This window comes from Bacillus cereus group sp. N8 (assembly GCF_016483685.1).
Taxonomy (GTDB): domain Bacteria; phylum Bacillota; class Bacilli; order Bacillales; family Bacillaceae_G; genus Bacillus_A; species Bacillus_A proteolyticus.
Genome location: NZ_JAEHBK010000010.1, coordinates 136,450 through 151,875 on the forward strand (window position 1 = coordinate 136,450; position 15,426 = coordinate 151,875).

Consider the following 15,426-nt stretch of genomic DNA (forward strand, 5'->3'; position numbering starts at 1 on the left):
AAATCTATTAATCTTACATATTGTTTTTATACAAGTAATATCAATTAGTAGTATTTCTGTATTTTAGGAGGCGGCTTATGGATTATGTGCTTTAAGTTTCTTTTAGCGCATAAGTGTGGCTAAAAAGAGGGAATCGTACAGACTCAGCGTATATAGAGAAGTGAGTGTTGCATTCATGATGATGAAATTAAGTTTTTAAAATGGGGGGAAGCAAAGTGTTCCATGTTAAAGACGTTTTAGCAGATCAGTTATTAGCAAATGCGAATGATCCTAGTTGGTATATTCCATTTTCAGATGCAGTTAAGGATTTATCTGAAAGAGAAGCTTTCTGGAAACCGAATGAGGAGAGTAATAGTATAGCTGAAATTGTACAACATTTACTGTATTGGAACTCGACATGGCAAACTAGGTATAAAGAATCAAATGTTAATGCCGTGCCCGCTATTGGTGATAATAACAAAAGTTTTATGCTATCTGATAATCAAACATTTGAAGAGTTAAGAGAAAAACTATTAGAGAAACTGTTACAATGGCAAAGTCTCATAAATGAAGACAAGGTTGAAAGTGATGTAATAGGATTTCCTGTATCTGCGAAGTGGTGGGAAGTATTAGCTAATGTAACGACTCATAATGCGTATCATATTGGTCAAATTATTTATATTCGAAAATTACAGAAGAGTTTTGATAGTGAATAGTGTAATGATTCTCTAATTTATCTAGAGCAATCCATGAAGCATTATTGCATGCTTGAAAGTAGAAAGACCAGTCTAAAATGGCTGGTCTTTCTACTTTCTATTAATATTTAAGTAACAATTAAAACTGTATAAAACTTTAGTGCCACCTATTCAATTGAAAAGATCTGTTACTATTTGATTTCAATCGCTGAAGTAATATCGTTCCAATCCGCAGCTAAATTAGCAGTTTTACCATACCAATCAGAGTGTCTAAAGGAGACACCTTTTCCATATCCTTGTGTTGAAGTATGTTCCCATAGTGTCGTTGAATAGCTTGCAGAAGGTGATGCTGTACTTACAGAAGAAATTCTGTCGTTCCAGCTAGATGGTAAGTTTTTAAAACCGCTGCTCCAGTAAATATATTGGCCACCTTTATCTTTATGTTCATAAAAATCAGTACTACCAGCACCACTACCTAAAGGGTTAATTTGATTTTTAAGTGCCTTTTTATCTTTTTCAATAAAAGCATTCAATGCTTCTCTGTTAGTAAATCCGTAGGCTAACCAATCTCCATTTTCATTTTGTTTAGGTAGTACCATAGTAATTTGGATGTCTTTTTTTGATTGATCGCTTAATTTTGCAAATGAACTAACATTCTTTTCATCAACTTTTAAATAATCAAATGTTTTAATTGTATAATCTTTTTCTGCAGCACTTACTACTTCTAATCCTCCAGTTAATGCAAAACCTGCTACTAATGTCCCTGCTACTAATTTCTTCAACATATAACCATCCCTTTTTGTTTAGATTTTTGTACAGGTAAAACTTGTACATATAAAATGTATTCCAACTCTGTGTTATTGTAAATATTCTGAAATTTTAGAAATAATAGGCGGAATATTTACAGTTTTACATTTATTCTTTAGAAAAAACGGTTATTGGAATGATATAATAAGTGGATATATTGCTTTTATTGGATGTTAAAATATTTTAGGAGAAATGTCATTGAAATATTTCACAAAAGATTGGTATAAAGAAATGCAAGTGTCTGGATTTTTAATTTTCTCAGAAACATTAGATGAATGGGGAGAGATTTTGCGAGAGAGCGAAAAGGCGGGAATGGATTATAAGCAAAGTTTGAAAGAAGATGTGGAAGAAAAGAAAGAAGATTTATTAAAGTTTCTTCCGAAGTCACTACATCCGTATATTCATGACAACACAATTAATTCAGAATATCCATCGGAAAAATTAAAGAAACTTATGCTTGAGTGGACAGAGGACTATGAGAAAAGAATGAATGATTTAGAACAAGCTTATTTAGAAAGTTTTAATTCTATAAAAGAAAAACTCCCACAGAATGTCGTTCAACTGCATGAATACTCACTACATGATAGTGTAGTCAAATCAGTAGAGAGAAGATCAAAAGATACGCTAATTATAACTTTAGATTGCAGTGGTAGTTTTAGTGATTTTGAAAAGCTTCGACTTACTTTTATAGGAGTTACGGGATGTTCTATACCGAAAAAACTTGAAGGTGCTTGTTGGATGTGTCATGAAATAGAACTTACTGAAGATGGATTTGAATTGGGTGTGTTATTTGATTGCCCATTTGAAGAAGTAATAATTTGTGCAAAAGATGTATTGCTTGAGAAATGTAACTAGTAAACTTTATTAGTTTAATAATAAAAAAAACAGTCTTAAATGACTGTTTTTTATTTAGATACTAAATTATCAAGTTTCCAATATGTATCTGTTAACGGCGCAGCTTTGCTATCTATGTATAAATACATATTACCTAAATCTTTTGGTGAAGTTTTCATATTAAATTCAATGTCGGTAGTTAAAGAAAACTCAGATGGAACCTTTTTAGCGTTCTCATTTTGTATAAATTCACCTTCGTATTTTTCACCAGTTTTTTCATCTTTTATGAAATATTTTATTTCTGAAAGATCTATCGTTTGTCCGTCAGCACGAGCGTTATTAATTGTAACACGAGTTGTAAGGCGCCACTCTTTGTCTATTTTTTCGAACTTTGCATTTTCAACAGTTGCTCTATAGTATTCGTTTTTAAATATTTCCCCATAGTGCATTGCATCTTTTTCGAGAGCGCTCTTTTCTTGTTTTGGTGTAGTACTACCATTACATCCTGCCATTAGTCCTGTAAATAATATTGCTGTACAAGTTACTTTAATTATAGATTTCATAGTAATTCCTTTCTGTATTAAAAAGTAAAACATAGGAATAATTTTACATCAATAGGAAGGTAAATAGAAGTATTTTAGTAGAATATGCAAATGTACATTTATTCGATATTAAAGTTAATGAAATAGAAAGAGAGAGAAAAACTGCATAAAGCTGAAAAAATAATAATTGAAAATATTGTAAAACGGAAGGGACATGCATATAATTAACATAAATATTTAATTTCTGAATTTTCAATAACGGCGGTGAGAATATGTTTACTGAAGAGCGTCGAGAGAACATTTTAAAATTGCTTAAGAAAGATGGAAGAGTAATCGCAAAGGATCTTGCGGAAAGCTTCGACATGTCTATCGATTCTATAAGAAGAGATTTGTCTATTATGGAGAAGGATGGTTTATTAAAAAGAACTCACGGAGGTGCAATTGAACTTACGCGAGTGAGAAACTTAGCTGCTGAACCATTTAAACGTTTTAGTGATAGTTCAATATACGAAGAAGCAATCGCTAAAGTTGCTGTATCTTATATACAAGAAGGAGATTCCGTTTTTATTGGTGGGGCTTCAATTCATTGTGCTATGTTAAAATTTTTACCCGAAACATCATTTACAGTTATAACGAATTCTATAGAGATAGCTAGTTCGTTACGAGAATATAAGAACATAGAAGTGTATTTAATTGGTGGTAAGGTAAAACCTTCAGGAAATATGACAGATACACTTGCCTCTGAATTGATAAGTAGATTATCTATTGATCTTTATTTCTCTACAGGTGGAGGCATTTCATTACATGGTATAAGTACTGCAACACCGGAAGTTGCTTATTTTGGAAAAACAGTAAGTAAAATCGCTAGAAGGAATATTTGTTTAGCTCCTCATAATAAACTCGGAATAGACTGCTTTATAAAAGGAGAGTCACTGAAAGAAATTGCCCTTATAATAACAGATGAAGAGGCTAGTAAAGAGGCAATTCAAGAATTTGAGAAACAAGGTAAAGTAATTGTAATAGCGCCAATAGACTGCATTTAAAAGGAGTTTGAAATGATTATAAAAGGACAAGAGTTTCATATAAATGGATTAACTTATACAATTCGATCTGCGGCTGAAACAGACGCTGAGCAGTTATCAAAAATTAGAATTCAGATCGATGGAGAAACTGAAAATATGGATAGAGAAGCTGGAGAGGGACTTATAGATAAGATAGGGTTTCAAAAAATAATAAAAACAGATAGTGAAGAGATTAAGAATCTCTTTTTAGTTGTAGAAGTGCACAATCGAATCGTTGGATTTTCAAGATGTGAAGGATCAAATCTGAAGAGATTATCTCATAAAGTAGAGTTTGGTGTTTGTATTTTAAGAGAGTTTTGGGGATATGGGCTGGGTAAGATTCTATTGCAACAATCTATTCATTGGGCTGATGAAAATGAAGTGAAAAAGATATCATTACAAGTGTTAGAGACAAACGAAAAAGCCATTCATCTTTATAAAAAATTAGGTTTTGAAGTAGAAGGTATACTAAAAAATGATAAAAGGCTATCGGATGGGAAGTATTATAATACGGTAGTAATGGGAAGGTTTATTAATACATTTCATAAAAGAGGTGTAGTGGAATGTTTTACAGAAGAAAGTACTATATAGTAAAAAATGAATTTATTGAAGTATTTAATGCTCATTTTAATAATACTAATTTACCTAATCAGTTAAAGCATGGCTCTAGGCTAATAGGACGCTGGATGAAAGATAATAATGATGGTACAACTGAAGTATTTGCAATATGGGAATATGATAGTTATGAAGATTATGAAGAAATTGAAATGAAAATTAGAAGTGATAAGATGCATGTTAAAAGAATACATGATTGGTATGAAAAACATGGCGGGAAAAAATATGTTTTACGAGAGTACATAATAGAGATGAAAAATGAAGAGTTACTATATACTGTAAAATGATAGGGAGTAAAGCATAATGGGGATTAGAACGAAATTATATACTAGTTTAGCAGCCACTATTTTATTCGCAATAGCGATGGTAGTTTTCTTTGTAAATAACAATCCGCAAAAGTGGTTTTGGTTATGTATTTTCTTTGGATCCATTATACAAAATATAGTACTACTAAAAAAGAATAAAGAAGCGCATTAAGGCATTCAAATTTTCAACATATTTGTATCGTTTTCTAATTATGTTGAAAACACTATTTCTCCTGTTCGATTCAGCCTTCACATCCATATATGCTTGGTATGTTAACTTCAACTGTCCATACGATTGAACGTAAATGTAGTATTTAAATACATCGAAACCAATTTTTCACAGAATAAATGATCAGGAAATATAAGAGAGTTATTAAAAGTACTAGAGCAGCATATTTACATTTTGTCGCAAGGACGGGAAATATGTGAAAAACAAATATCATTATGATTACAAATAATGATGGGAAATCAACAGCAACTTGAATTACAAGCTGAAAATAGTATGGAACATACATTAAATTTCTTTGAAAAAACACAGTAAAATAGCATGATTGAAGCGCTAGAAAATATGAACGGAAATGTTTCGTTAGCTGCAAAACTATTAGATGTGCCACGCAGTACATTTTATAAACGTATGCAAAAATTTAGGCTATAAAAGTAGATTTTTGTAATCTACTTTTTTCTTTGTGGGCTCACGTTCTGTCGGAATATGCGCTTGCCAGGGAAATAATAGAATTATTAGAAAGAAGATTTCCTGAAGGGGGTTAGCGTGTGAAGTATATTGAAATTGGCATCGGAAATAGGTGGTTCGTTCGAACAGAAACTGAAAATAAAGATGGAACTGAATTTGAGGAACGAGGAATTATAAAACCAATTTATTTTGAGTCTTTATACGTACGCATTTGGTTTCGGAAAACGTGTTTTATTTTTGATACGAAAGAGGGCTTTAAGAAAGTAAGAAAAAGTAGAGCTGAGTATAAGTTTATTGTTGGAATGGTGAGTAGGTTAAAACAATAGAATCAAATAGGGGGTGTTTTTATGATTAGAATTACCACATTCATACTCGCTATTATTGTAATGGGCTATTCTATTTACAGTTGGAATGATGACTCGAAGCAAAGTATGCTTATTTTGCAATTATTGTTAGGATTTATGCTTGCTGGTATGGGGATACAAAACGTTAAGAAGGAGGAAAAAGAGAATAAGAATATGGGGTTGTTGTTTTTACTTACATCGCTATTTTGTATCATTGTATCGTTAATAAAATATTTAAAATGAACTGTCACTTAACATGTTGAGTAACAGTTTATTTTTTTGAAGTTTTCTCATTAAAAATATTAGTTGCCGCTTGGTACATTTCTTTATCAATACAAAATCTTTCTGTTATCCAATAAGCAAGTTCAGAAGAGGTAAGGCTATGTTCTCTTTTCTTACCTTGGAAATATCGTTTTAAAACATTATCATTAATAGAAGTTGGAATGCCATCGATATAACCGAAAATCTGAATTTTCTTTAATACAGAAGAATGCATTAGACTTTTTAATGAGTTCTTTCATACTTGTTAAATGTATTGGCTATGTATTTAAGATTTTTGCTGGACCTCTAGTAATTTCAATCCTATTATTTGAAACTTCATAAGTAAAAGTCTCTCGTACATTACTTACTTGAAATGATTCATATAGTGGATATGCTTGAAATAAAGGTGCACAGTAACCAACATCAACATAATACGGTTGCTCTAAATTAACACGTAAGCATAAATGTCCGGGATTCATATACAAATAATGAACGTCAAAACCAAGGTTTGATAATAACCAATGGAATCCAATCGAGCACGTCCAACAAGTACCCCCCAGACCTTTTGTTGTAATACGGTTTATGTATGTCTCAATGGAAGGAAAATAATTACTTGTTTCATTACCTTTTTCCCAGTCAATTATTTTAGTAAGAGTTTCCCACTTTACTTTCTCTTGATGAGCTTTAACAAGTTCATTTAAAAAATTTAAACTTACAGGCTTTTTTGTAACGGATAAAAACGATAGAAACTGATTTGTTAGTTTTTCTTGTGACATTTGATCTTCCTTTCTTTATAGAAGCTGATATTAATAATATTATATAATAATTGTTAGAAAATACAGTTATTTATTGTGGAGGGAGAAAATCAAATGCCGATGTCATTATATTATAAAAGACTTCGTGAAAAATTAGGATCTGAACTTATTTTTATGCCGAGTATAGCTGCTGTTATTAAAAACGAGCAGGGGGAAATCTTATTTCAATATCCTGGAGGAGAACACTGGAGTTTGCCAGCAGGGGCAATCGAACCAGGAGAAACACCAGAAGAAGCGGTTGTTAGAGAAGTGTGGGAAGAAACAGGATTAAAAATAAAAGTGAAAAAAGAAAAAGGGGTATTTGGAGGGAAAGAATTTCGTCATACATATTCGAATGGAGATCAAGTAGAGTATATTGTTGTTGTATTTGAGTGTGGAATTATCGGAGGCGGGTTAAAAGCAGTTGATGGAGAATCTGTAAAACTAAAATATTTCCCTTTATCTGAAAAGCCACCTTTAGCATTACCGTATCCCGATAAAATATTTTTATAGATGAAAAATAGCACACCTTATGAATAAAGGGTGTGCTATTTATATAGACCTGCCGTATACATCACTGTCAATGTATGTACAACTTCTTCTAAATCTAGCTTTTTATCATTTTGCACAATTTCCCAAAGAAACATTTCATTCATCGCGAACCAACCACGTGCTACAATCTCTTTATTTAATTCAGGCTGCGCCAATCCACTTTCTTGAGAGTAAGTAATATCCTGCATAATACTTTTTATAAAGCGTTCACGAATCTCATCCCATTTTTGACTTATCTCTCTTGATAATCCTATTGCTTCTTCGACAACTTGCAAAATATCTCGTTCTTCTTCCGCTAATTGCAAAAAGGCTCTAACTTGACTTTGGATCATATCACATGCGTCTAACTTTGTTTGAGGTGAAAAAGAGCGATCAGCAATATTATAAAAGCGATTCATAACATCTTCCATCAAAACGACGAGGAGAGCATCTTTGTTTTTAAAATATACATATGCTGTTCCATAACCAGTTTCTGCATGTTTAATAATTTGCGTGATTGTAGTTTTCTGAAATCCGTTTCTTATAAAAATAGTATAACCGGAATGTACTAGTTTCCTTTTTGTTTCTAAGGAGCGGTGTTTTCTTGCTGAAAGAGTAGAATTTTTCAAGGAATCACCTCTTTATACTGAAATATCTGAAAATATAATTGTATTGTAAAAGAAGTTCGTATATAAAGTCAACTGACATAATATCATTGACGTTATATCAATTTAAGTGATATATTTCAATTAGTTAGAATAAAAAGAAAATTAAAAGAAGGTGACACCATGTATAAAGAACCATTTCAACCAACTTATGAGTATGCGCTTGAATGTGATAAACATGATGAACTGAAAGATTTTCAATCTGAATTTTATAAAAAAGAAGGAACAATATATTTAGATGGTAACTCATTAGGGTTACTTTCAAAAAGAGCAGAAAAATCGTTACTTACCTTGCTAGATTCATGGAAAGAGTTTGGAATTGATGGATGGACTGAAGGTGAGCATCCGTGGTTTTTCCTTTCGGAGAAATTGGGTGAATTGACAGCACCTCTTATTGGATCTTTACCGGAAGAAACAATTGTAACCGGCTCCACGACTGCGAATATACATCAAGTTATTGCGACGTTTTATGAGCCAAAAGGAATACGAACAAAAATTCTTGCGGATGAATTAACTTTTCCGTCAGATATTTATGCACTTCAGAGTCAAATTCGTTTAAAAGGCTTAGATCCAGATGAACATTTAGTACGAGTGAAAAGCCGAGATGGAAGAACACTTTCTGAAGATGATATTATTCATGCGATGAACGATGATATCGCTTTAATATTATTGCCTTCTGTACTATATAGGAGTGGACAAATTCTTGATATGAAGCGATTAACAGCTGAAGCTCATAAACGTGGTATTCATATCGGTTTTGACTTATGTCATTCAATCGGCTCCATTCCGCATCATTTTAAAGAGTGGGATGTAGATTTCGCTGTATGGTGTAATTATAAATATTTAAATGCAGGTCCTGGTGGTGTTGCAGGCCTTTATGTAAATAATAAACACTTTAATAGACTCCCAGGATTATCTGGTTGGTTTAGTTCTAGAAAAGATAAGCAATTTGATATGGAGCATTCATTAACTGCGGCTGACCATGCTGGAGCTTATCAAATAGGGACACCTCACGTATTAAGTACTGCACCATTAATCGGTTCTCTTGAAATTTTTAAAGAAGCTGGCATTGAAAAGTTACGTGAAAAATCATTACATATTACGAGATATATGCTTGATTTAATTGAACATGAATTAAAAGGCTTTGAATTTACAATTGGAAATCCATTAGAGGATGAAAAACGAGGCGGGCATATTTATTTAGAACATGCTGAGGCGGCACGTATTTGTAAAGCGTTAAAAGCAAATGGGGTTATTCCGGACTTTAGAGCTCCAAATGGAGTTAGACTTGCGCCTGTTGCTTTATACAATACGTATGAGGAAGTATGGAACTCTGTACAAATTTTAAAGAACATTATGAAAGACGAAGAATATAAAAAGTTTGAAAATAAGCGAGAGGTTGTGGCGTAAGCATGAAAACATCGCAGTGGATTGATATTTCGCAACCGTTAAATAATGATATCGCGACGTGGCCAGGGGATACACCTTTTTCATATGAAGTTTCATGGTCAAAAGAAAACAGTGGTTCAGTAAATGTCGGAAAGTTAACGATGAGCATTCATACAGGTACTCATATTGATGCACCTTTTCATTTTGATAATGACGGTAAGAAGGTATTAGATTTAGATATAGATGTATTTATAGGTACAGCACGAGTTATCGATGTTTCAGGGCTGGAGAGTATCGGTAAAAGAGAATTAGAAAGTTTTAACTTAGAAGGTGTAGAGCGACTATTGTTACGTACATCTTCACATGGAAAAGCGCAAGAGTTTCCAGAAGAAATCCCGTATTTACGTGCTGATATTGCACCATTTCTTTCAAGTAAGGGTATTCGTTTAATTGGAGTAGATGTACCTTCTGTTGATCCGTTAGATGATAAAGAACTAGCAGCACATCATCAATTATTTAAACACGGAATTCACATTTTAGAAAATGTCGTACTCGATCACGTAGCAGACGGCGATTACGAACTTATTGCCTTACCACTTGCATTAACAGATGCAGATGGGAGTCCAGTTCGCGCTGTTATTAGGCCAATATAAGTAGAAATATATAAAAGGGGCGTTTGACTAATATGAAAGAAAATGAAAAGGTAATTATGGAAAAAGGGATTCATACAGATTTTAAGGAGAATATGACGTACGGAGAGTATTTACAGCTAGATAGCTTATTATCTAGTCAACAAAGATTATCAGACCATCATGATGAAATGTTATTTATCGTCATCCATCAAGCGAGTGAGCTTTGGATGAAATTAATTTTACATGAACTGAATGCGGCAATTGAATCTATTAAACAAGATAAATTACCACCAGCTTTTAAAATGTTAGCACGCGTATCAAAAATTCAGTCACAAATCATTCAATCTTGGGATATTCTTGCGACATTAACGCCATCAGAATATATTGAGTTTCGTGATTCACTTGGTCAAGCTTCAGGCTTCCAATCGTATCAATATAGAATGATTGAGTATGCACTTGGTTATAAAACACCACATGCATTAAAGATTTATGAAAAGGACCCAGAATTACATGCTCGTCTTCATAAAGCACTTCATGCACCAAGTTTGTATGATGTGGCGATACAAGCCCTTGTTAAAGAAGGATTCCCAATTCATAAAGATGTGCTAAATCGTGATGTTACGCAGCCTTACGAAGAGGATGCAACTGTAGAAGCGGCTTGGATAGAAGTATATGCGGACGTGCAAAAATATTGGGATTTATATCAGCTTGCAGAGAAATTAATCGATATTGAAGACTGGCTACAACAATGGCGTTTCCGTCATATGAAAACAGTAGAACGAATTATCGGTCATAAAATGGGAACAGGTGGCTCTTCTGGTGTATCGTATTTAAAACGAGTACTTGATCAACGCTTTTTCCCAGAGCTTTGGAATGTTCGAACGAAATTATAAGAATAAACTTGTCAGCTAATAAAGGCTGGCAAGTTTATTTTTTTGTTTTAAAAACAAATATGATTTAATAGAGAGAACGAGATGAACAACAAATATTACATAATCATTTAGATGGAGGAAAATTTCTTGAATTTCGAGCAATTACAAAATAAATTTGAAAAGAAAAAAGTTAATACATTTCTTGTTTACCAAAAGGGAGAATTAACGACTGAATATTTTAAAACGAGTGACTGTAAAAATGACTTATATAAAATTAATTCGATTACAAAAAGTATCGTATCCATATTAATCGGCATCGCAATTGATAAAGGATGTATAAATGATATACATACACCAATCACAACATGGATTCCCAATGTACCGGAGAAAAAAAGGGAATTAACGCTGTATCATTTATTAACGATGACAACAGGAGAAGATTGGCAAGAATTCGGCAATGGGGTTGTTTTCCCAAATGACTTTGTGGAATCAGACAATTGGGCACAATTCATTTTTGAAAAGCCGTTCATTGAAGAAATGGGTATGAAAATGAATTATAACTCAGGTTCTTCCCACTTACTTAGTTACGTCATTCAAGAAGCAACTGGAATGTCGACGGAGCAGTTCGCGAAAAAGTATTTATTTGATCCATTAAACATTAAGGAATATGAATGGCAACAAGATCCGCAAGGTGTATATGTCGGCGGATTCGGTATGAAAATGAAATCTATAGATTTATTAAAGCTAGGAAAATTATGTTTGCAGAATGGATATTGGAAGGGAAATGAAATTATATCATCGAAATGGTTAGAGCAATCAAGTACAGCTCTATTTGAAACGTATGAACATGTCGGGGCATATGGATATCACTGGTGGGTATTAAATAACGAAAGATTTCACATACCGTATTGTATGTATTTTGCTATGGGATACGGAGGGCAATACATTATTATCATTCCGCAGTTAGAGCTCGTAGCTGTAATTAGTAGTCACATGCCTAAACGTGGCCTCGTACCATTAAAGTTATTTATAGAGCATATAAAAGAGAATGCCAATCATAAATAAGAAGAGGGAGGAGGTGTGTTATGAGAAGTGCAAAAATGATAGCAATTTATAGACTATTTTTAAGTCTTCTAGCGTTTAGTGCACTTATTACACAATTTGTTACAAGGGCACAAGTGAAACCGTTCAATCCAGTTAATTTTTTTAGTTACTTCACAATTGAAAGCAACATTTTAGTGGCGGTAATTCTTCTATTAAGTAGTTTGGGGACAGCCCTATTTGGACGTTCCGAGCAGTTTGGAGTTCTTCGCGGCGCAGCTACAGTATACATACTGACAACGGGACTTATTTATTTTTTGTTATTAAGGGGATTAGAAGAGTCACTTCAAACGCCGATACCGTGGGTAAATACTGTGCTCCATTACATCATGCCATTAGCAATGATTTTAGATTGGGTTATAAATCCACCTATGAAGACAATCACGTGGAAACAAGCAACTAGTTGGCTGATTTTCCCGATTTTATATGTTATTTATAGCTTAATACGTGGTCCATACGTTAATTGGTACCCATATCCGTTTCTCGATCCGAGAATAGGTGGATATGGGAAAGTACTTTTATATAGTATCGGAATAGCGGTTGTAATTGGAGTTATTTGTGGATTGGTGAAAATGCTAGGGAATCGATCTTTAAGTTTAAAACAATAACTTTCATTATTAAATGTGTATGAATAAACCCCTCTGTTTTACTTAAAAGAGAGGGGTTTATTTGTTCTATCGACTTGTTTTCTGGAATGACATCTTTAAAAACTTCTCTGTTTTCGTATCAAATTCTACATCAACAAAAACACCATATTCTTTTCCATCCTCACGAAGCCACAATTTAAATTTTTCAACTGTTATTTGAACAGTTTTTGGTTTTCTACCTATATGAAGGTAATCAATAATCTCTGCTTTCGGATATTGTTCTTTCGTTTTTTCAACGGCCAGTTTACCCCATTTTGCATAGGGTGGCTGTGCGTGAACTATAGATGGCCCCGTATATATATTTGAACATGTTGTTATTAAAAAAATTATAAATGCTGTACGTGTAATGAATTGCTTCATAATAAGCTCCTTTTATTCTTTTCGTATATTGTTTACATATTTCTTTAAGCATATAAGTTTGGATTTTTTTGACTTCTTTACATAAAAGCGAAGGTTTTACAAAACATAACCATGAAATCATTTCCGTAATTAAGGAGGGAAATACATGCATCAAAAGACTGTCTTTAAGATAGCGATTTTACTCGTCTTTATCGGGCTATCTTTAATGGTAAGTAGTATACAAATGAAAAATGTAGAAGCCTTTTCGAATCAAGTTATTCAAAGAGGAGCATCTGGTGAAGATGTTATTGAACTGCAATCTCGTTTGAAATATAACGGATTTTATACGGGAAAAGTAGATGGTGTTTTCGGATGGGGTACATACTGGGCACTTCGGAATTTTCAGGAGAAATTTGGACTACCTGTTGATGGTTTAGCGGGTGCTACAACGAAGCAGAAACTTGTTAAGGCAACGAAGTATGATAAGTCGACTGCTAATAAAGGTACTACAACGAATAAAGGGAATAGCGGCGGTACTGCACAAGAAAATAAACCACCACAAAGTAAAGGGACAAATGTTCCAAACGGTTATTCTCAAAATGATATTCAGCTAATGGCAAACGCTGTTTACGGAGAGTCACGTGGTGAGCCATATTTAGGACAAGTAGCAGTGGCTGCAGTTATTTTAAATCGTGTTACAAGCGCATCGTTTCCAAATACTGTTTCAGGTGTAATCTTTGAACCGAGAGCCTTTACAGCAGTAGCGGATGGACAAATCTATTTAACGCCAAATGAAACAGCGAAAAAGGCTGTATTAGATGCGATTAATGGATGGGATCCAACAGGGAATGCACTTTATTATTTCAATCCAGATACTGCGACAAGTAAATGGATTTGGAGTCGTCCACAAATTAAAAAAATCGGTAAACATATTTTCTGTAAATAGAGCGGAGGTGGAAACATGTTACGAGGTATTATCATTGTACTATTAACAGTAGGTGTAGTTGGAACAGGATATTGGGGCTATAAAGAGCATCAAGAGAAGAATGCGGTATTAATTAGAGCGGAAAATAGTTATCAGCGCGCGTTTCATGATTTAGCGTATGAGGTTGACCTATTACACGATAAAATCGGAACAACGCTTGCGATGAATTCACGTTCATCTTTATCACCAGCATTAGCAGATGTTTGGCGTTTAACATCCGAAGCCCGTTCAGATGTAGGGCAACTACCATTAACATTAATGCCGTTTAATAAAACGGAAGAATTTTTAGCGAATATCGGTGATTTTAGTTATCGTGCAGCGGTTCGTGATTTAGAAAAAGAACCGTTAAATGATCAAGAATATAAAACGTTACAAGGTTTATATTCAAATGCAGGAAATATACAAGATGAACTGAGAAAAGTGCAGCATCTGGTGTTGAAAAACAATTTACGCTGGATGGACGTAGAGATGGCACTTGCTTCAAATCGAGATCCAGCAGATAACACAATTATTGATGGATTAAAAACAGTTGAGAAGAATGTAACGTCATACTCTTCTACAAACTTCGGACCGACTTTTACAAGTGCACAAAAGAATAAAAAAGGTGGATTTGAAGCAGAAGGAAAGGCTATTTCAAAAGAGGAAGCGGAAAAAATCGCGAAATCATTTTTAAACTTAAAAGGGAATGAAAAAGTAGAAGTCGAGAAAAGTGGAAAAGGTGCGAAAGAATCATTCTACAGTGTGAAAATTCAAGATCCAGCAACGAACAATGAGTATTATATGGATATTACCGGAAAAGGTGGATATCCAATTTGGGTAATGAATAACCGAGAAATTAAAGAGCAAAAAATTAGTTTAAATGATGCAGGAAGTAAAGGATTGGCATTTTTAAAGGATCATAAGTTTACAAATATGGAGCTGTTTGATAGCTCTCAATATGATAATATCGGTGTGTTTACGTACGTTGTAAATGAAAATGGAATGCGTATTTATCCAGAAGCAATCCAAATGAAAATTGCTTTAGATGATGGATCGATTGTTGGTTTTTCCGCAAAGGAATATTTAGCATCGCATCAAAAACGAACAATTCCGAGTGCGAAACTAACTGCTGCTGAGGCGAGAAAGAAAATTAACCCCGATGTAAAAGTTATGGAAGAACGTAAAGCTGTAGTAGTAAATGACTTGCATAATGAAGTACTTTGTTATGAATTTATTGGTACTTTAGGGAAAGATACGTACCAAATTTTCATTAACGCAAATAATGGAGCAGAAGAAAAAGTGAAGAAGATGCAAGCTGTTGAAAAAATTTATGATTAAACATCAATGATAAAGTGGTG

At 33.5% G+C, this 15,426-nt stretch carries 20 protein-coding genes and 2 pseudogenes; 17 read left to right on the top strand and 5 right to left on the bottom strand.

All coding sequences use genetic code 11. The features are described from left to right. Positions 1 to 215: 215 nt before the first annotated feature. Positions 216 to 695, top strand: a complete 480-nt coding sequence (locus JDS80_RS16645; protein WP_071746145.1) for a DinB family protein — start codon at positions 216 to 218, stop codon at positions 693 to 695. 170 nt (positions 696 to 865) lie between these two features. On the opposite strand, the gene JDS80_RS16650 is transcribed toward JDS80_RS16645, so the two are convergent. Continuing rightward, positions 866 to 1,459, bottom strand: coding sequence for a hypothetical protein (locus JDS80_RS16650; RefSeq protein ID WP_071746144.1), 594 nt, complete (start codon positions 1,457 to 1,459; stop codon positions 866 to 868). A 220-nt stretch (positions 1,460 to 1,679) separates the two neighbouring features. Here JDS80_RS16650 and JDS80_RS16655 point away from each other — a divergent pair, with 220 nt between their 5' ends. Next, positions 1,680 to 2,336 carry a DUF4085 family protein gene (locus JDS80_RS16655; RefSeq protein ID WP_071746143.1) on the top strand — a complete coding sequence of 219 codons (657 nt, stop codon included), beginning with the start codon at positions 1,680 to 1,682 and terminating at the stop codon, positions 2,334 to 2,336. A 50-nt stretch (positions 2,337 to 2,386) separates the two neighbouring features. Here the strand turns inward: JDS80_RS16655 and JDS80_RS16660 are convergent, their stop codons facing one another. Then, positions 2,387 to 2,878 (bottom strand): hypothetical protein, encoded by a 492-nt coding sequence (locus tag JDS80_RS16660; protein ID WP_071746142.1) that lies wholly within the window; start codon positions 2,876 to 2,878, stop codon positions 2,387 to 2,389. A gap of 251 nt (positions 2,879 to 3,129) precedes the next feature. Between JDS80_RS16660 and JDS80_RS16665 the strand changes: the two genes are divergently transcribed. The 7 genes and pseudogenes from JDS80_RS16665 (at position 3,130) to JDS80_RS16695 (ending at position 6,116) form a co-directional block, all read left to right on the top strand. Further along, entirely contained in the window at positions 3,130 to 3,900 is a 771-nt protein-coding gene (locus JDS80_RS16665) for a DeoR/GlpR family DNA-binding transcription regulator (RefSeq protein ID WP_071746141.1), read from the top strand. 12 nt (positions 3,901 to 3,912) lie between these two features. After that, positions 3,913 to 4,509, top strand: a complete 597-nt coding sequence (locus JDS80_RS16670; RefSeq protein ID WP_071746140.1) for a GNAT family N-acetyltransferase — start codon at positions 3,913 to 3,915, stop codon at positions 4,507 to 4,509. Then, on the top strand, positions 4,482 to 4,820 hold the full coding sequence (locus tag JDS80_RS16675; RefSeq protein ID WP_071746139.1) for an NIPSNAP family protein: 339 nt from the start codon (positions 4,482 to 4,484) through the stop codon (positions 4,818 to 4,820). The genes JDS80_RS16670 and JDS80_RS16675 overlap by 28 nt, the downstream gene beginning before the upstream one ends. A 16-nt stretch (positions 4,821 to 4,836) precedes the next feature. Further along, entirely contained in the window at positions 4,837 to 5,010 is a 174-nt protein-coding gene (locus JDS80_RS16680; protein ID WP_180237397.1) for a hypothetical protein, read from the top strand. Between the two features lie 120 nt (positions 5,011 to 5,130). Then, positions 5,131 to 5,493: pseudogene (locus tag JDS80_RS16685) on the top strand (helix-turn-helix domain-containing protein); the annotation flags it as partial. Between the two features lie 116 nt (positions 5,494 to 5,609). Beyond that, positions 5,610 to 5,855 (top strand): DUF3977 family protein, encoded by a 246-nt coding sequence (locus JDS80_RS16690; protein ID WP_002119911.1) that lies wholly within the window; start codon positions 5,610 to 5,612, stop codon positions 5,853 to 5,855. Positions 5,856 to 5,876: 21 nt separating this feature from the next. Then, positions 5,877 to 6,116, top strand: a complete 240-nt coding sequence (locus tag JDS80_RS16695) for a DUF3953 domain-containing protein (protein WP_071746138.1) — start codon at positions 5,877 to 5,879, stop codon at positions 6,114 to 6,116. A gap of 28 nt (positions 6,117 to 6,144) precedes the next feature. Here JDS80_RS16695 and JDS80_RS16700 read toward each other — a convergent pair. Continuing rightward, positions 6,145 to 6,910 (bottom strand): annotated as a pseudogene (locus JDS80_RS16700) (arylamine N-acetyltransferase). A gap of 93 nt (positions 6,911 to 7,003) precedes the next feature. Here JDS80_RS16700 and JDS80_RS16705 point away from each other — a divergent pair. Next, complete coding sequence (locus JDS80_RS16705) at positions 7,004 to 7,441, top strand: NUDIX hydrolase (RefSeq protein ID WP_071746136.1); 438 nt, start codon at positions 7,004 to 7,006, stop codon at positions 7,439 to 7,441. Between the two features lie 35 nt (positions 7,442 to 7,476). Here the strand turns inward: JDS80_RS16705 and JDS80_RS16710 are convergent, their stop codons facing one another. Continuing rightward, positions 7,477 to 8,088, bottom strand: a complete 612-nt coding sequence (locus tag JDS80_RS16710; RefSeq protein WP_199639305.1) for a TetR/AcrR family transcriptional regulator — start codon at positions 8,086 to 8,088, stop codon at positions 7,477 to 7,479. Between the two features lie 159 nt (positions 8,089 to 8,247). Between JDS80_RS16710 and kynU the strand changes: the two genes are divergently transcribed. The 5 genes from kynU (at position 8,248) to JDS80_RS16735 (ending at position 12,726) form a co-directional block, all read left to right on the top strand. After that, positions 8,248 to 9,534, top strand: a complete 1,287-nt coding sequence (kynU, locus tag JDS80_RS16715; protein ID WP_199639307.1) for a kynureninase — start codon at positions 8,248 to 8,250, stop codon at positions 9,532 to 9,534. 2 nt (positions 9,535 to 9,536) lie between these two features. After that, a complete protein-coding gene (kynB, locus tag JDS80_RS16720) occupies positions 9,537 to 10,166 on the top strand; it encodes an arylformamidase (RefSeq protein ID WP_071746133.1) in 630 nt (209 codons plus the stop codon). 32 nt (positions 10,167 to 10,198) lie between these two features. After that, a complete protein-coding gene (gene kynA / locus JDS80_RS16725) occupies positions 10,199 to 11,038 on the top strand; it encodes a tryptophan 2,3-dioxygenase (RefSeq protein WP_071746132.1) in 840 nt (279 codons plus the stop codon). A gap of 126 nt (positions 11,039 to 11,164) precedes the next feature. Further along, positions 11,165 to 12,082 (top strand): serine hydrolase domain-containing protein, encoded by a 918-nt coding sequence (locus JDS80_RS16730; RefSeq protein ID WP_199639309.1) that lies wholly within the window; start codon positions 11,165 to 11,167, stop codon positions 12,080 to 12,082. Between the two features lie 20 nt (positions 12,083 to 12,102). Then, a complete protein-coding gene (locus tag JDS80_RS16735) occupies positions 12,103 to 12,726 on the top strand; it encodes a Pr6Pr family membrane protein (protein ID WP_071746130.1) in 624 nt (207 codons plus the stop codon). 66 nt (positions 12,727 to 12,792) lie between these two features. Here the strand turns inward: JDS80_RS16735 and JDS80_RS16740 are convergent, their stop codons facing one another. Beyond that, on the bottom strand, positions 12,793 to 13,125 hold the full coding sequence (locus JDS80_RS16740) for a DUF3889 domain-containing protein (RefSeq protein WP_002119887.1): 333 nt from the start codon (positions 13,123 to 13,125) through the stop codon (positions 12,793 to 12,795). Positions 13,126 to 13,270: 145 nt separating this feature from the next. On the opposite strand from JDS80_RS16740, the gene sleB reads away from it, so the two are divergent. Both sleB and ypeB read left to right on the top strand, forming a co-directional pair. Then, positions 13,271 to 14,050 (top strand): spore cortex-lytic enzyme, encoded by a 780-nt coding sequence (sleB, locus tag JDS80_RS16745; RefSeq protein WP_071746129.1) that lies wholly within the window; start codon positions 13,271 to 13,273, stop codon positions 14,048 to 14,050. 15 nt (positions 14,051 to 14,065) lie between these two features. Beyond that, positions 14,066 to 15,406, top strand: coding sequence for a germination protein YpeB (gene ypeB / locus JDS80_RS16750; RefSeq protein ID WP_071746128.1), 1,341 nt, complete (start codon positions 14,066 to 14,068; stop codon positions 15,404 to 15,406). The last annotated feature ends 20 nt before the right edge of the window (positions 15,407 to 15,426 follow it).